This is a genomic window from Sphingobacterium yanglingense (assembly GCF_004363245.1).
GTDB classification, from domain to species: Bacteria; Bacteroidota; Bacteroidia; order Sphingobacteriales; family Sphingobacteriaceae; genus Sphingobacterium; species Sphingobacterium yanglingense.
This window is the reverse complement of record NZ_SNYV01000011.1, coordinates 143,536-160,932: the sequence shown is the minus strand read 5'-3', so window position 1 is coordinate 160,932 and position 17,397 is coordinate 143,536. Positions and strand designations below refer to the sequence as shown.

Sequence of the window (17,397 nt, the reverse complement as noted above, 5' to 3'; positions counted from 1 at the left end):
AATTTGATATTAATTATAAAATTCATGTGGACCTTTCTTAAATTCATCCCATTTGACAGGATCGTGCCCAGTAACCACCAAGGCATCATATTTGTCAGCATATTCGTGCAGTTTCTTTACAGAGCGTACAGAATCAACTGTCGAAGCCAAAAATCCAGGCAATGCTTTTTCATCCCAATGATCCGTAGTATAAGCGGCGTCTACCGCTAGGATAATTGACCCGGAACCAGGGAGTGTAATCATAAAACTACAATGTCCCGGAGAATGCCCAGGCGTCGGAATAATCCGAACTACACCGTCACCGTATACATCGTAAGAATCGTTATAATCAAGTTCTAAAAACTGCCATTTCAGCCCTGGTTTGTCGAAATCTTTACGGATATAACCGCCTGCCGCGAACCAATCGGGAGTGAAAGCGTATTCATATTCTTTTCGCTGAACAATATGTGTTGCATTAGGGAAATTCCCTACAGCCCCGGTATGATCTAGATGTAAATGAGATTGAATCACATACTTAACACTCGATGGGTCAATACCTAGTTGCTTAATAGTATTAACACACCCTTCTGATTCTTTCATAACGGGCCAATACACCTGTGTAATATCCCCCCAATGATCTACCGGATCAGTAGCACATTGTACCGCATTTCCTCCATCAATAATAATATTGCCTTTAGGATGTGTTATCAAATACCAAGGAACGGGAATTTCGTAAGGGTCTTGAGATGCGTTCATTTTGATGTTGTTCTCTTTACATTTCAGAACGCCCGTCTGAAACATATACAATCTGATTTCATTTACCATAATTACATTTTAAAGCTGTGTTAAATAAATCTAACAGAACACCTGTCTATATTAATAACGACTAAACAGTAAAATTGTGTTAGCATGGTACGTGTTTTTTTAGATTTCGGATGAACATTTCGAAATGATTGTAATAAGGAGTGGAATCCTTCCTACGTATACTTCCTAATGCATATACCTGAAACTAAATCGGTGCACTCACATTGCTAAAAAAACACACCTCCTCTCTAAAATCTAGAGAACTCTTGTATATTTGTCAAAACTAACTGTAAGATTTTAATCACTAACCATTGGAAACGCAGGACCTCAGCATTGACATGGAGCTTTTATCGGGACTAAAGCGTTCGGAAAGGACTGCTTTTAACTCCATATATGAGAAGTATAGTGCTATTCTTTACAGAACATCCTTTAAGCGACTCGCTGACTCCGATCTATGCAATGATATAATTCACGATATATTTCTCAGCCTTTGGGAAAACCGAGAGAAAGCAAACATTAATAATCTGAAGGCGTACCTTTTCCAGTCACTGCGCTATGTAATCATCGATCATATCTCAAAAAAAAGTAAAACGGAAAAATTGCTTGAGAACTACCTTTACCTCTTACAGAAGGACTACATTGGTACTGACCATCAGGTGCGTAGCACACTACTGGAACAGCTAATAAATGAAGAGGTGCGTCGATTGCCCGAAAAAATGCGCATGGTCTATCTAATGAGCCGGGAGCAGCATCTTAGTCATGAAGAGATCGCTGCAAAAATGGGGATTACAACAGATACGGTACGTTCGCATATAAAACAAGCTCTCAGAAGATTACGTATACACCTAGGGGTTACACTTCTTCTGTTGATCTTAATCACACTGTCCCACTATCGATAGTAGAGACAAATAACATTTTTTTATTTTTTTTCTACCCCCTCTCCCCTTTATAAAAGACTACTATACTAAAGGGACCACTGTAGCCCCATAGATTTATGAAGCGTAATACGAAATTAAGTAATCTTCTTTTGAAAAAGTATCTAGAAGGTAGCTGTACAGCCTCGGAAAAGAAGCTGGTAGAAACTTGGTATGAGGGTTTGAGTGCTACTTCGGAAGAACTGGATGAAGCCACATTCGCACATAATCTGGATACAATAAAATTGAAACTATTCGATCAGACGAAAGTTAAAACTGTTAAATGGTATCAAAGTCCGTATACGGTAGCTGCTTCTATCGCTGTAGCTGTATCCTTGCTATTTGGCATACGCTACTTGAGAAAAGCTCCTGCTATCGTAGAAAAAATTGTATTACTGGATCAAGAAAAGGCGTACATCCTGACCTCTAGCGGGGACAGCCTGAACCTATCTGGGCTAGAATTGGGCGAAAAGGCGAGTCTCAACGGAATGTCTATAGAGCGCAACAATAACGGGGAAATATACTACAGCAGCCTATCAACAGCTATTCCACAGGAAGTCAAAATAGTCACTCCCCCTGCCAGTCAATACAGATTTATACTGCCTGACAGCACGAAGGTACACCTAAATGCTGGCTCTATTCTAGTGTTTAAAAGTGACTTCTCGAATGAGAATCGCATCGTTACGCTCAATGGAGAAGCTTACTTTGAAGTCAACAGGCTACTTAATAAGCAAGGAGAGAAAAGTCCCTTTATTGTAAACAGTCGAGGGCAAAAAATCAAGGTTCTGGGAACTAATTTCAATGTTTTTGCCTACGACGGTGATTCTTTCAGTAATACAACATTGCTCGAAGGATCGGTCGAACTTCAGGCATTATCCGGGAAACGAGAATCCATTATCCTAAAACCTGGTCAAAAAGTAACATTAGATAATAAAAAAGGAGAACTGACATTCAACTCCATAGAACGGTCTGCTTCCATAGATTGGACATCGGGATATTACAAATTTGAGAATGAAAGTCTCGATGTATTGGCTAAACGCCTATCGAGGTGGTATGATGTAGAAATTGCCGTAGACCCTAGTGTAGCACAGCTCACATTTGGTGGCAGGATATCCCGTAAAGAAGACCTGCAAAAGGCAATTGAGATCTTGGAAATGACAGGAGAAATTAAAGTTCTATTGGACGATAAATCTGTAAAGAAGAAACTAATCATAACAAACAACAATTGATACGATGGAACGAGCGCCTTAATTGAATTATAGGCTTAATGAAAATCGGAGGTGTTGGAAGCACCCCCGATAGAAAAACAAGGCCTTACAACAAGTTTTTGACGTAAACACTCATTTTTAAAACCTTATTATGAACAAAAGTATAAAAAAACATTTGTCCAGGATACTTATGCACTTAAGTTTTGGACTAAAACCTGTGCTTTCGCGCACCCCGTACAAGCATAAGTTTGACCACAATGCTATAAAACACATTCTTATGAAAATGCAATTGGTTTCTCTATTTCTATGTATCTGTCTAATTCAGGTCGTAGCTAAGACTAGTGGCCAGACGGTAAGCATTTTTGGAAAAAACCTGAAACTAACCCAGATATTCCAAAAATTAAGCGAACAAAGCGATTTTGATATTCTTTACAACAGCAAAGAAATAGACAATGTACCGGCTATTACGATTGATATGAAGAATGCCAGTATCCATAGCATACTGACATACTGCCTCGAAGGGCAACCGTTTCAGTATCAGATCAAGAATAGAACTATTGTGATACAGTCTAAGGGGGATGACAATCTCCAGCGTAGCATTACTGGGCGTGTTATAGACGAGAATGGCAATCCCCTTGTAGGAGCTGGTATACAGGTACTCGATGGGAAGTACAGTGCCTCGACAGATCAAAATGGTTACTTTCGTCTGGATAATATCCCTAATAATCTGACCAAACTCCAAATCTCCTATGTAGGGATGAAAAGTACAGTGGTCAGCATCAAGTCTCAGATGGGGAATATCGTCTTGAGCAGTAACAACTCGGAATTGGATGAAGTCTTGATACATACGGGGTACCAAAGTATATCTAAGGAGCGTGCGACAGGAGCGTTTGATGTGGTCTCAGGCAAAAAAATAGAAAACAAACTACAAACCAATGTACTTGAGCGTCTTGAAGGGATGGTACCAGGCTTGATGATGATCAATGGTCAAGACAAAGGTGAAGATGGTCTTACTATACGTGGTGTGTCAACACTATTTGGCACAAAACGTCCGCTGATTGTTGTTGACAACTTTCCCATTGAAGGAGATATACAATCCATCAATCCGAATGATGTGGAGAGCATAACGGTACTGAAAGATGCCGCAGCGTCTTCGATATGGGGAGCCCGTGCTGCCAACGGGGTCATCGTCATCACGACAAAAAGAGGAAAAAACTCGGGCACTGAATTTCAATACACGAATAGTTTTCAGTTCCAACCGAAACCTAATATCGGCTACCTCAATCGTCTTTCATCAGCTGATGATATTGATATAGAGAGTAAGTTAGTGCCTCGAACAGCCCAATTTGAACAACGCGTACGTACGCAAGGGACACCAATATCTCAATATGCACAACTGGTCCTAGATTCGTTGACCGGTAGGATTACAGCACAGGAATTTGGACAGCGTGTAGGAATATTGAAAAACTTAGACAATACACAACAGATTAAAGACCTGCTGATGCAATCCCCCTTTGTACAGAACCATAGTCTATCACTTAATGGAGGTTCGGATAAAGTACAGTATTATGGTTCGTACAATTATTCGGACAGTCGTGATTATGACAAATTAGACAACCGAAAAAACCATACGTTCTTTTTCAAATCTCAAATTCAGATTAGCCGGAAGCTGGAACTTGGAATTAATACTAACCTCAATTTTGGAAACAGTCGTGGAGCACCAGTATCTGCTATGGGAATATTTAGGCTCAAACCCTATGATATGATAACAGACAATAACGGGAATCCTTTGAGTATGAACAGGCAAGCAGGCTCTTCTGGACAATCTGATAGTAATATTTACACCATTGCACAACGACGGGCCTGGGGATTAGAAGATGAAGCCTATTATCCTTTGTTGGAATTGGACCGTACCGAGATAAATGCTAGACGTGCAGCGCAAAGACTACAGGCTGAGCTCAACTATAAATTATTCGATGGTATCAATTTCAATCTGAGCTATCAGCTGGAAAAAGGTAATGCTTACGAAAAAAACTATGCACACCGCAACCAAGCTAATCTGGTCAAACTGATTAACGACTATACCTCTCCAACACTCAATCCTGACGGAAGTATCTCAACAAACCCAGATGGAACCTTAAAGTCACCGAAGTACAATCTCCCACAAGGAGGAAGATTGAATGAAAGTCGTTCCGATTTTACAGGCCACGTAATACGCGGCACAATGCAACTGAACAAAGCTTTTGGTAATCACGAAATAGCAGGAATATTGGGACTAGAGAATCAAAAAGTAATAACCTCTGCAAACGCAATCACCAAATACGGGTATGATGACAATACATTGCAATTTGTGCAAATTGATCACGAGAACTTAAATTACGTAACGCCGGTATTATCAAATATATCAGGAATAAAGCCGAGCGTTCCTATTAATGACAATTTTGCCTATACAGAAGATCGCTTTGTTTCTGCATTTGCAAATGCCTCATATACCTATAAAGGTAAATATGTATATTCAGGAAGTATCCGACTGGATCAAACCAATATGTTTGGTACCGATCCTCAATATTTATACCGTCCAATGTGGTCTTCGGGATTGAGTTGGAATATCAGCAAGGAAGACTTCATGAAACAACTGCCATTCAACCGATTGTCTTTAAGAGCGACCTATGGTACCAACGGGAACATTCCTAAAAACTCAGGCCCCTTCATGATTGCTAGGGCCGATATCAATTACTGGTCAAAACTCCCAAGTCTGGACATCTACAATCCGGAGAATAATGCATTACGCTGGGAAAAGACAGCGATTACGAACTTCGGCTTAGACTTTGCGCTATTTGATCACCGAGTCAGCGGAAAGATCGACTACTACCTACGACGTAGTCAGGATTTGCTTGGGGATGAAGAAATCAATCCTACTTATGGTTTTTCAACCGCTTCCATAAATACCGCAAGCATGAATAATGATGGATTTGAGATAGAGCTCAGTACCCAGAATATACGCAACAAAAACTTTATTTGGACAACCACATTTATGTTTGCCAATAACCGCAATAAGATCACCAAAGTTGCCTTAGCCTCAGCTTACACTAATCCGCGTAGCATGGCTTCGGGCACTCCCTATGTGGTTGGCAAGCCTTATGGCGCCATGTACAGTATCCGTTACGGAGGCCTGACGGCAGATAAAGGACAGTTGCAGATTCTGGATGAACATGGCAATCTCGAACCAGATCGCCTTACGAGCAATATGGAAATGGCCTACTACTCAGGCAATAGAAGACCTGTAAGCAATGGTGCATTTACTAATAATTTCCAGTACAAAAACTTTGAGCTAAACGCCATGTTTGTCTTTTATCTGGGTCATATCATGCGTCAGAACATGCCATCTCCTTACTACGGTATCGACTCTAAAGATGGTAGATTGGCAAATGCATGGCAAAAACCGGGAGATGAAAACAACACGCATATCCCGAATGTAATAATAGATAATGCACATTGGTATAGATATACATACTATCGCAATATCCTCGACGTAAATGTATTCAAAGCGGACTATCTCAAACTTAGAGAAGTAATCCTCACCTACAATTTTCCGATGGAAAACTGGAAAGGTCAGAAGTATATCAAAGCCTTACAGTTCAATGCCCAAGCCCGGAATCTATGGACCTGGAGTAGCAATAAGGAGGGAATAGATCCTGAAGCTTTCCAAGGAGGAATGCGTACACTCCCGCTATCACCGACATTTGCGTTTGGAGTAAATGTTAAATTTTAATCTTACAAACGGAAAAAACATGAAAATGAAGATATTATCGACACTAGCGGGAATAGGCATATTATTACTCTCTTCCTGTGAGAAATACCTAGACATCAAACCAAAAGGCTATGTGATACCACAGACTGTGGAAGAATATGAGCGTATATTGAACAATGCTAAAATGACCAAATTACTTTCAGACGGCATTGAAAAGCTTGCAGACGACTTTTACAATCCAGAGTTGGTTAAGGACAATCGTATCCAGGAGGTTGACTATCGCTTGTATTTCTGGCTACCACAACCTTACACAACACCCGAAGACTATTCCTACTATTCTTATTGGAACATAATGTATGCCGCCATCTATCAATATAATGCTATCTTAAATGGTATCGACAAGGCTACGGGCGCAACCGAAGAAAGAAAAAAAATTGCAAAAGCTAAGGCATTGGTCGGTCGGTCAATATGCTACTTTTACTTAGCTAATCTCTACTGTCAACAATATAACGAGGCCAGTGCAACAAGTGATTCAGGTATACCTCTAGTGACCAGTAATGATATCACTCAAAAGCTACCTACACGTGGGACTGTAAAACAAACTTTTGACTTCATTATAAAAGGGTTTGAGGAAGGTATTCCTAACCTACCTGTAACTTCATTGACAAACTTCGAAATCAATAGAGCAGGTGCCTATGGCTGGCTAGCTCGTACCTACCTGAGCATGAACAAGTACAAAGAGGCTGCGTTAGCTGCAGAAGAAGCTCTCAAAATAAATAACACACTAGTAGATTACAATACCCAGTATGCTGTTTTTCAACCTGAAGAAGGTCCGGCTATCTACACTCCTAAAAATGGTCATATCTTTACACGGCCTATTGAACAGCCTGAAAATCTCAATATAGTATACTATGGCTATACCAGAGGTATGGCTTTCCAATACATAGCTGGAGAAACTGAATTATTGTTTGAACCAAAAGACCTGCGTCGTATCAACCTTGTCCCGAGCTACATTTCCAATGGTAAGCCTTATGCCCAATGGGACAAAAAATACATGTATATGGGTTATAGCAGCTACGAATATAGTGCTGGTCCCGCTACACCCGAAATGCACTTAATCAAGGCTGAAGGTCTCGCACGCAACGGACAGCTAACTGAGGCTCTGATTCCATTGAATCTCCTACGTAAAAACAGGATTGCCGCTGAAGTCTACCAACCTATCATAAGCACAAATAAGAATGCTGTACTCGATATCATCTATAAAGAACGCAGACGAGAACTTCTCTTTAAGGGGCTGCGCTGGTTCGATATGCGCCGTCTCAACAGCGACCCTGATTTTGGATTTACGGCTAAACATGAATTGAGCGATGGAACATTTATCGAATTAACGCCGAGTAGCCCTAGATATGTTCTCTCTATACCAGATCCAGCTATTACTGACGGTATTATACAAAACCCATAGTTTTATTATATGCAAGCATTTAAACATCTATTATCCGGAGCCTTAATCATAGGCTCCATCTCCGCTTCCTTTGCCCAAAAAGGGCATATGACACTTACTGTTCATGCCCCTAACAGCAAAAATCCGATGGTAACTGTTACAACTCCAGTTGAAGGGTATTACTTCGATGGTAACAACAGACACTTTAATCTTGACAGCAGTTCCTTCTATAGTACACAGCAAATCCCATTAGATGGGACATCTATAATAAGTGTACACAACGACTACAGAGAGGCAAAACTAATTGTTCGGCCTGGACAACGTGCCGAAATCTCTTTCTTGGAAAACGGAGAACTCGCTATCAAAGGAGAAAATGCTGATGGACAATATTTGTACAATCGTATTACAGCAGATAATACCCGTTCAAGATTTGAAGAACTGGATGGATCCCCGACTGTATCTGGGCGGTTACTGAAACTGGATAGTATGCGACAAGTGGACAATAATGCTATTCTAACACTTGTCAATAAAGGAAATATCGATCCGGAATTTACTAAGGTATTAAAATCTGAATCCGAAATGTATTATCGCTTACTATGGTCTACGGATCTTTTCTTTACCTGCCGTCCTCTGGTGTATGGTGAAGACCAATCGTCCTCAAAAGTAGCCCCTGAGTTTGTGACTGCATGGAAGAAAATGTATAGTGATGTCGATGAGGATTGGGCTAGATCGCCTTTCTTCACCAGATTGATGTCTCGCTACAGTAGTCTATTGTCCATCGGTCACCCCCGTGAGCAGAACAATAATACGCCTTGGGCCCTGACCGAACTTGAAAAATTAAAACCATTATTGAAGGGTAAGCTGCTCGAATGTGCCTGGGCAAACTTCATTATCCTAGGATTGAGAAACAATGAAAATGAAGCTATTTGGCTAACAAATTTTGAAGAATTTAAACAACAATTCCCAAATAGCAAGATTACTCCTATCCTAGCCCCTGCCTTAAAATCAGTGGAAGACTATCATGCTAAACTATTGATTGATACTCCTGGTGTAATCTTTTTGGAAAATGTAGATTATTACACCTCATTGAAGGAACTCATGAAAGGTATCAAAGGCAAGTTTTATTATGTAGATTTATGGGCGACATGGTGTGGCCCATGTAAAGCGGAATTACAGTACAGTATCAAACTACATGATGAACTAGAAAAAGTTGGCTTCACTCCATTATATTTATCCCTTGACAATGAAAAAGCAGATACAAAATGGAAAGAAATGGTTAAGGGTTTTCCGCTGAAGGGACTTAACATGCGTACCGGTGAGGCTTTACATAAGGGTATTAACCAGGAGGTACCGAAATTCACCGGTATCCCACGTTATCTCATTGTAAACGACAAAGGCGATATCGTCAACTGGGATGCCCTACGTCCTAGTGATGGAACAGCGCTAATCCAGCAACTGAAATCTTACTTGAAATAGCGAAGACCACTATTTGTTAAGAATCTCAAAACTCTAGTCTATCACCAGGTAGACTAACTATGAATAAAAATCCACTTGATATAGTCAAGTGGATTTTTAACTCTGATACGTTCAAAACAACTTAAATCATTAAATTAAAAACTAACTTAGATGCCCCATTAATTGGTCTGGTTTTGAGAATTTAAGTCATTAATAAAAATGCACAGCTCCGAAGAGCTATGCATTAAACTTAAAAAACACATTTAAACTAGAAACTTATACTTGTGGACAAGCCGCCTCGTCAAAAAAGAACTGACAATCGGCATGCTCGCGCAATATCGTGGACGGCCAACGTGTAGTTATTTCCGAGGATATGGTATGCTTTACCGCTTCGGCCTTATGCTCACCGACCACTACACAATACAGACTGGAAGCCTTCATAATTGTAGGGATAGTCAATGTCAATGCATGAGTTGGCACTTGGTTGATGTCAACAAAACAACCATCAATAACCTGCTGCATGCGACACACCTGATCCAACTCGACTTCTTTGATCACCTGCTGATCATTGAAATCTGCAACGGGCGGGTCATTGAATGCAATATGTCCATTCTGCCCTATACCAAGACACACGACGTCAATAGGTTTTTCGGCGATCAGTGCGGTAACACGGGACAACTCTTCATCTACCGTACCAGAAGGATTGATAAAATACTTGGCTCTAGGTGTCACAAATTTAAAAAGTGTGTCCTCCAAATAATTAGAAAACGCCTGCTTGGCACCATTAGGCAAGCCAATATATTCATCCATATTAAAGGCTACGATTTTAGACCAATCAATCTGTTTTGATTGGCTCAAATATCCTAATATATAATCCTGTGAAGGAGCAGCAGCAAAAATAACGCGTATCTCATCCTGCACCGCTTGCAATTCTAACAACTTAGCTTCGACGGCCCTTCCTGCCTTCTCACCTGCCTCACGAGCTGTCTCGGAAATATCAATTCTCAAATTTTCTAAAAGCATATTTATACCTATTTATTAAAAAGAACAACAACAATACAACACCTTAAACCGATACCTAAGCAGCTGTAAAACGCACGCTGTCGATCACGATTTCCTGATCCTTTAAATCAGAAGGCATCTGCCCCTTGAAAAGCCATAAATTCAATTTTAGCTTCTCCTCTTTCTCCTTGGGGACATGCCCTCCTTCGTAATTCCATTGGTGAATAACCTGTTCTCCGCCAAGAGCGTTCTTGTAGCTACTCTTAAAAAGAATGCGCTTGGTCTGCCAATCAAAAGAGTGTGTAGTCTGCCCAAGGCCAGGGAGTATATTGAATCGCTCCTTATTCCCAACAACGGCAGAGGGTTGTGATGCAAACTGGGAATTCTGATTATCGGCAATCGACCATTTAGAAAACTCAATATCAATCTCCTCTTCATCATTCAGATAAGTAAAGAGTCCAGCAACCACATTCTTATCGAGTGTGGTGATATCCGAGTTGACGTAGAAAGTATACTTGCCATGTCCAAATGAACGCCTAGAAGTAATACCTGAGCAGTACCAATAGCCTCCTTCTTGCCGTATCTTCAAATGAAGTCTACCCTGTTCATCGACCCATACATTTTTGTCCGAGGCCGAAAATAAATTCGGCCCCGGTCCTTCTTTTTTCTCTTTGCTCGCACGCACCACCCAGTCTATCCCAGAAAACTGAATAAGCCGGTCAGTAGGAACTACAGGAGGATCTATTTCGGATGAAGAACTGCTGCAGTTTATAAAAAGCAGTACAACAGCAAAAATATAAAATATCCGATTTTTATCTCCCATACTATTTTGCAGCGATATTGATTTTAAGATTCTCTAATATGGCTCCTGCTTTGTCTCTAGCAGCCAGTACCAAAGCACCTGCTCCCACAGTCTGACCGTCGTGAATAAAGACCATATTCTTGAGATCCAAATCGAGCTGTGTAAAGCGACTTCCTTTTTTCAAGACCTCAGCACCTTTGATCAACCAGCCAAAAGCAGGTAACTCTTCTACCGTATAGATAATGTCTCCAGCCGAAGCACCGCTGACAAGTAGGTTCTCATTGGAAAGCACATACATACCGCCATTCTCGACTTCAAAATCTTTCTTACCTTCCAGTACAAGCTGGCTATTACCACTAGCCAATGTCGCAATCAGCATCGGTGTAGCCAGGGTAGCGTGTTCTTTAGATCCAAACTCGTCGGTCTCATCGGACTTTGCCTGCCCATCGACCATATACGATTTCAATCCTGTTGGATTTGCCGCCTTATAATAATCGGTGAGGTCAAACTTGAAGACGTTAATCTTGCTTGTTCTGATCGAGGCAATACGTGGTGTCGTCGGGAATACCGCATTGTTAAAGTTGAGCGATGCTTCCTTCCAATCGGTACTCGGAGTCTCGAATAGATTAAGGTCTACTCCCTTAGCCGCTGTAAAACTTACAGCCAACTCTAATCGAAGGTCGGTAACTACACCGTCTTTCTTAAAGTCGTTGAAATCGAACATCAGGAAGGTCTTGCGATCGTAATCCCCATTGTTAGTTACGTTTTTTGTTTTTAGTAAGGGCTCCAATCCAAAGTTCTTATTGGACTCGGCACCACCATTTACAAAGGCATCTTGCTTCACAAAAATGGTATCCCGGACTAAATTCGGATTCTCGGCATTCGCGTCTCCTGTAGGTGCGGAATAAAAAACCACGAAATTCACAACATGCATCACACTATTGTTCGGTACCAGATTGGATGTACGGATCTGCCATTGTCTGTTAGTACCCTCATTGATAAGCCCTACGTAAGTACTACTATGAGATAGGTACATGATCTGTCCATTCTCCGTGTTGTAAGCTATAGGTCTATTACTAGGTGCCAGGTCGGGATTATTAAAATTGACTTCAGCCTTTACCGTATGATAACGTAATATATTCTTCAAAATAGGAAGTGGAATCGCTGCAATCGAGCTATAGCCGTTTTCCTTAAGATAGGTTCTGAAAGCCTGATTGTTTGGAGCAATAAACGTTCGTCCACCTCCCTCTTCGTACATTGCCTGAAATTGAGCCCGCTCGATCGCCTCATTAAATAATGACAGCGAATCATTGCTTTTGATGTAGGCCAAAGCCGACATATTCAACTTACTATTATCTGGGGCATGGTCGTAGTCAAAGCTCTCTTGGATTTCGCAACTAAATAAGGAGACCAACATACTTATTCCCATCAGGAAACTCGTAATTGTATATTTTATCTTTCTCATATGCTTAGTTATAAAACTCGTTTTGTTTCAAATTTGGATTTCTTAACCTGATGCTTTCATGTAGTGGCCACAACAGATTGCCTTCATTGGATAGTCCATTAATAGGCTTCATGGTAGAAATAGCTTTACCGGTGCGCACAAGGTCAAACCAGCGATGTCCTTCAAAACAAAGCTCAACCGAACGCTCGTGTAATATTGCATCAACTACACTATTATACTTACTGATAGCAGTAGCCTCATCCAATACGGTAAGACCTGCACGTCTGCGTATACGGTTCAACAAATCTAACGCTTCTGTAGGCTGATTCAGATTAGCATGAGCCTCGGCCTTTAAAAGGATGATATCTGCCAGTCTTGTCAATACAATGTTATTGGATGATAGCTCTGGACTTTCATCTTTAAAGCCCTGTCCAAAAAACTTCCATATCTTACGCGGTTGCGCCTCCGTCACATCATAAATACGCGGTTTACGTAAGTCACCAGTTTCGATCGATGCGATGAATCTGCCGCTAGGTACATAGTCGCTATCTGAACCAAGGGCATATAGAATACGTAGCGCATTGGTCTGCACCTCGTTATACCCGACTTCGAAGATACTCTCCGTACTTACGCCTTTGACGAAGATATCGTTCCAATCATTCATAGCAACTAGGGAGTACTGCGAATCGCTCATCAACTTATCGGCCATCTCAATAGCTTTATCGTATTTCTTTTGCCACATGTACAGTTGCGTCAAGAATGCATAAGCTGTGCCTTTAGTGAATATCACACGGTTCTTGGCACCAGAATAGCTTTTTGAGCTGTTCTCGGCAGCAAATAGCAGATCTTCCTCCACTTTGGCCAACACCTCTTGGGTGCTGTTTTTATTTACGAATACATTCTGATCTACGCTTTCATACGGTTCTGTGACCAATGGTACCTCGCCCCAGATACGAGTTAGGTAAAAGTAGGCAATAGCGCGTAGTCCATGTGCCTGTCCTAAAAGCTCATTTTTCAATTGGCTCTCGCCTTCGCCGAAAACTCCGGGGGTATATTTTATCGCATAATTGGCGCGGGATATCAGGGTGTAGAAGCTATCCCAACGGGCCGATGTGATAATCGGTGTCAATGCATTGGTTTGCAAAGCCAACGGATCGCCAGAATGCTTGGTCGTCACATTGTCTGCGCGCCCCTCTCCCCAATAAGCAAAATTCAAACGGAAGGTGGATTGCATGCTATTGTATATTCCGGTGACGCCAGCTTGAGCATCGCTAGGTTTTTTGTAAAATCCCTGTCCCGAAAAATTACTGATTGGCTCTTTATCCAAATCCGAACAAGAAACCATTAGTAGCATTAAAGCACTACCAAATATATATTTAAACGTTCTTTTCATGACTAACAAATTAAAGTCCAAGTGTTAAACCAAACATGAAGGTGCGGGCCTGTGGGTACGCTCCTTCGTCGAGACCTACACGAAGTCCAGAATAGGAGTTTACGTCTGGATCGAAGCCTGTGTATTTTGTCCAGGTAATCAAATTCGTACCAGTTACAAAAGCATCAACTTTACGTAGACCAATACGTTTTACCCAGTCTGGATTCAAGGAGTATCTTAGGTTCACATTTTTCAACTTGATATAGGAACCATCCTCTACCCATCTGCTTTGCACTCTACTGTCGGATTGCTTCGGATCATCACGAATCAATCTTGGGAAGTCTGTTACATCTCCTTGTTGGCGCCATCTCGATAGCGCGTCTGTAGAAAGGTTGTTGTACCTAACGATAGAATTACGCTGGTGATTGAGTTCACTGTATATTTCGTTGCCTACAGAGTACTGGAAGAATACATTAAGGTGGAAGTTTTTATAACTGAAGTCATTGGAAATACCTCCGAAATACTTCGGTTCAGCATATCCGATAATCTGTCTATCATCTTCGTTGATGATACCATCACCATTCAGATCTCGCCAGATTGGGTCACCACCGACAAACTTAGGTCCACTGGCTCCATGGGTAAGTCCATTGACATTATCCGCATCACGCGCATACACACCGTCAAACTGCCACCCATAAAATACACCGATGGGTTTGCCTACCTGCAATATGTGAAAGGCTCCGTTTTGAATGTAACCATTGGTCAATACATCTTCTGGAAGTGACGTCACTTTGTTACGGTTCAAACTGAGATTAATATTGGTACTCCAAGTGAATGGTCCCTGTAGATTGCGCGTCTGCAAACTGAATTCAAGTCCTTTGTTCTCGATAGAACCGACATTTCTTGTTACGTACTCGAATCCGGTTGTGCTTGGGAGCGGAACATTATATAATAGGTCTTTTGTCTTTTTCAAATACGCATCTGTAGAGAACAAAATGCGGTTATTCAAAAAGCCTAACTCTAACCCAAGGTTGTATTGGTGAGTGGTCTCCCAAGTAAGGCTCGCATTGGGCATTACGGTAGGTGCAGCTCCTGAAAAATCAAGGTAATTCATCCCTAGTGTAAACTCTCCCTGCGAAGTGTAATCACCAATTGCCTCATTACCTGTACTACCTAAACTAAAACGCAACTTACCGTCACTAAGCCAGCTTAGATCTTTAATTCCATTCTCCTCCACGAAACGCCACCCTGCGGATGCGGATGGGAAAAAGCCGAAACGCTTGTCGCTACCAAAGCGAGATGAACCATCAGCACGTAGGTTAAACTCTAATAGGTATTTACCGAAGTAGTCATAGGTCAATCGTCCAAAGTAGGAGCGCATCGCATGTTCTGAAGCTACATTTACGTCTTGCCCGGAGATAACAGAGGCGCCATTTAAGGTACGGATATCGTCACTGGCAAAGTAAGAACCGTTTAGGCCAGTGCGGTCGTATCGCCATCTCTGAAAACTCATACCGGCTACTGCACCAATATTATGGGCATTAGCAATGCTTTTGCTGTAAGTGAAGTAACTTTCGTTGCCCCAAGTCAGATTGCCAGACGTACGGACCGCTCCTGTATTATACCCTTCTCTATAATCCAATATAGAAGGCATAAACTCATCTTCTTTCATGGCGATGTAATCTAGATTGACATTACTTCTGAATTTCAAATCTTTCAGAATGTCTATCTCGAGGTATTGACTACCGATGATGCGATTACTTTTGTTAAGATTGGTCGCATACAAGGCCATGCCGACTGGATTTCGCTGTCCGATCATATACCCATTGATGGAGCCATCAGGCAGGTACATCGACATATTGGGAGGTCTGACCAATAGACTGCGGATAATACTTAAATTGCCCGTTCCACCCGCATTCGTCCGGTTGTTTACCGCATTGGTATACGAGACACTCTGTCCGATACGTACACGGTCCGAAATATTGAAATCGACATTTAGTCTCGATGTAAAACGTTTGTAGTTCGAGTTTAAAATCACCCCATCTTGATCCAGGTAAGAAGAACTCCAAGCGTACTTGGTACCTTCATTACCACCACGCACAGACAAATCTACTTTGTACTGCTTTGCAGAACGCATCAAAGCATCTTGCCAATCGACATCCCCATTATTCATTGGATTCAAAGAGTCAATAATGGTGTAATAAGGTTCTTCTGGATTAGTTAAGGCATTATAGGAATCCAATACCGCCTCACGATACTGTTGTGAATTTAAGACACTTAGTTTTCTCGTAAGTGTACTTACACCTGTGGTTGCATTAAGAAGAACTTCAGGTTTGCCGGCTGCCCCACGTTTGGTGGTGATCATAACGACACCATTGGCCGCTCTCGACCCATAGATAGCGGTAGATGCTGCATCTTTTAAGATCTCCATGGAAGCGATATCATTGGGATTGATATCTGCTAACGGATTTAATCCCGAACCTTCAGTACCATTTAACGCAGAAATTGAATTCGATTCAATCGGAATACCGTCGACCACAAACAAAGGGTTGTTTCCAGAGTTAAGCGAAGAATTACCACGTACGCGGATTGTCATCTCCCCTCCCGGAGCTCCAGAATTGGACGAAACCTGTACCCCAGCGGCCCTTCCCTGTAAAATTGAAATCGGATCTTGCTGTGTTGTCTTTTCAATCTCCGCAGAGCCAACAGACACTACAGAACCTGTTAAGTTTCTTTTTTTCTGACGGCCATACCCCACAACTACGGTTTCTTCAATCTCCGTAGCGAGGCTAGTTAGCTCAATCAAATAAGTTGTTCGTGCATCAATCTTTAGGGTCTGACTGGTGTATCCTAAGAAGGAAAACACGACAGACTGCCCTTCGGACAGATCGTTTAAAACGAAAGCACCTTGGTCATCGGTACTTGCACCGGCGGCTTGCCCGGTAAGTTTCACACTCACTCCAGGTATTGCCTTTTTCGTGCTGGCATCTATCACCTTACCTGAGATTCGCTTCTGTTGTGCAAACGCACCTTCTGGAATAACCAAAAGCAGAGCAAAAAACAAAAATGTAAGGGAAAACGCATTTGCACTCCATTTAAATTTACGATGGTAAGCAGTAAATATCATAATGCAGATTTTGAGTTTATATCATCTGTTGTTTATCGGAGCCAAGGTAGACAAAAAACAAAAATCATGCAAACATTTGCACTAAAAAATAAACAAAA

Annotated in this window: 11 protein-coding genes; 5 read left to right on the top strand and 6 right to left on the bottom strand. The window is 41.5% G+C overall.

The annotated features are described in order from the left end of the window. Positions 1-9 precede the first annotated feature (9 nt). The gene (attM, locus tag CLV99_RS02875; protein ID WP_211348396.1) at positions 10-804 is read right to left on the bottom strand and encodes an AttM family quorum-quenching N-acyl homoserine lactonase; all 795 of its coding nucleotides are present in this window, start codon (positions 802-804) and stop codon (positions 10-12) included. A 290-nt stretch (positions 805-1,094) separates the two neighbouring features. On the opposite strand from attM, the gene CLV99_RS02870 reads away from it, so the two are divergent. From CLV99_RS02870 to CLV99_RS02850, 5 genes are all read left to right on the top strand, one after another. After that, positions 1,095-1,682, top strand: a complete 588-nt coding sequence (locus tag CLV99_RS02870) for an RNA polymerase sigma factor (protein WP_133582981.1) — start codon at positions 1,095-1,097, stop codon at positions 1,680-1,682. Positions 1,683-1,810: 128 nt separating this feature from the next. After that, positions 1,811-2,926 carry a FecR family protein gene (locus tag CLV99_RS02865; RefSeq protein ID WP_211348395.1) on the top strand — a complete coding sequence of 372 codons (1,116 nt, stop codon included), beginning with the start codon at positions 1,811-1,813 and terminating at the stop codon, positions 2,924-2,926. A gap of 256 nt (positions 2,927-3,182) precedes the next feature. Next, entirely contained in the window at positions 3,183-6,677 is a 3,495-nt protein-coding gene (locus CLV99_RS02860; protein WP_162849987.1) for a SusC/RagA family TonB-linked outer membrane protein, read from the top strand. A gap of 19 nt (positions 6,678-6,696) precedes the next feature. Beyond that, entirely contained in the window at positions 6,697-8,118 is a 1,422-nt protein-coding gene (locus CLV99_RS02855) for a RagB/SusD family nutrient uptake outer membrane protein (protein ID WP_211348393.1), read from the top strand. 9 nt (positions 8,119-8,127) lie between these two features. Then, the gene (locus CLV99_RS02850) at positions 8,128-9,573 is read left to right on the top strand and encodes a TlpA family protein disulfide reductase (RefSeq protein ID WP_133582977.1); all 1,446 of its coding nucleotides are present in this window, start codon (positions 8,128-8,130) and stop codon (positions 9,571-9,573) included. Between the two features lie 255 nt (positions 9,574-9,828). Here the strand turns inward: CLV99_RS02850 and CLV99_RS02845 are convergent, their stop codons facing one another. The 5 genes from CLV99_RS02845 to CLV99_RS02825 are packed head-to-tail and all read right to left on the bottom strand — an operon-like array spanning position 9,829 to position 17,299. Next, positions 9,829-10,575, bottom strand: a complete 747-nt coding sequence (locus tag CLV99_RS02845) for a 6-phosphogluconolactonase (RefSeq protein WP_133582976.1) — start codon at positions 10,573-10,575, stop codon at positions 9,829-9,831. Positions 10,576-10,630: 55 nt separating this feature from the next. After that, positions 10,631-11,377 (bottom strand): glycoside hydrolase family 16 protein, encoded by a 747-nt coding sequence (locus CLV99_RS02840; protein WP_133582975.1) that lies wholly within the window; start codon positions 11,375-11,377, stop codon positions 10,631-10,633. 1 nt (position 11,378) lies between these two features. After that, on the bottom strand, positions 11,379-12,821 hold the full coding sequence (locus CLV99_RS02835) for a CBM96 family carbohydrate-binding protein (RefSeq protein WP_133582974.1): 1,443 nt from the start codon (positions 12,819-12,821) through the stop codon (positions 11,379-11,381). Between the two features lie 4 nt (positions 12,822-12,825). Then, a complete protein-coding gene (locus CLV99_RS02830; protein ID WP_133582973.1) occupies positions 12,826-14,193 on the bottom strand; it encodes a RagB/SusD family nutrient uptake outer membrane protein in 1,368 nt (455 codons plus the stop codon). A gap of 10 nt (positions 14,194-14,203) precedes the next feature. Beyond that, positions 14,204-17,299 (bottom strand): SusC/RagA family TonB-linked outer membrane protein, encoded by a 3,096-nt coding sequence (locus tag CLV99_RS02825; RefSeq protein ID WP_133582972.1) that lies wholly within the window; start codon positions 17,297-17,299, stop codon positions 14,204-14,206. Positions 17,300-17,397: the final 98 nt, after the last annotated feature.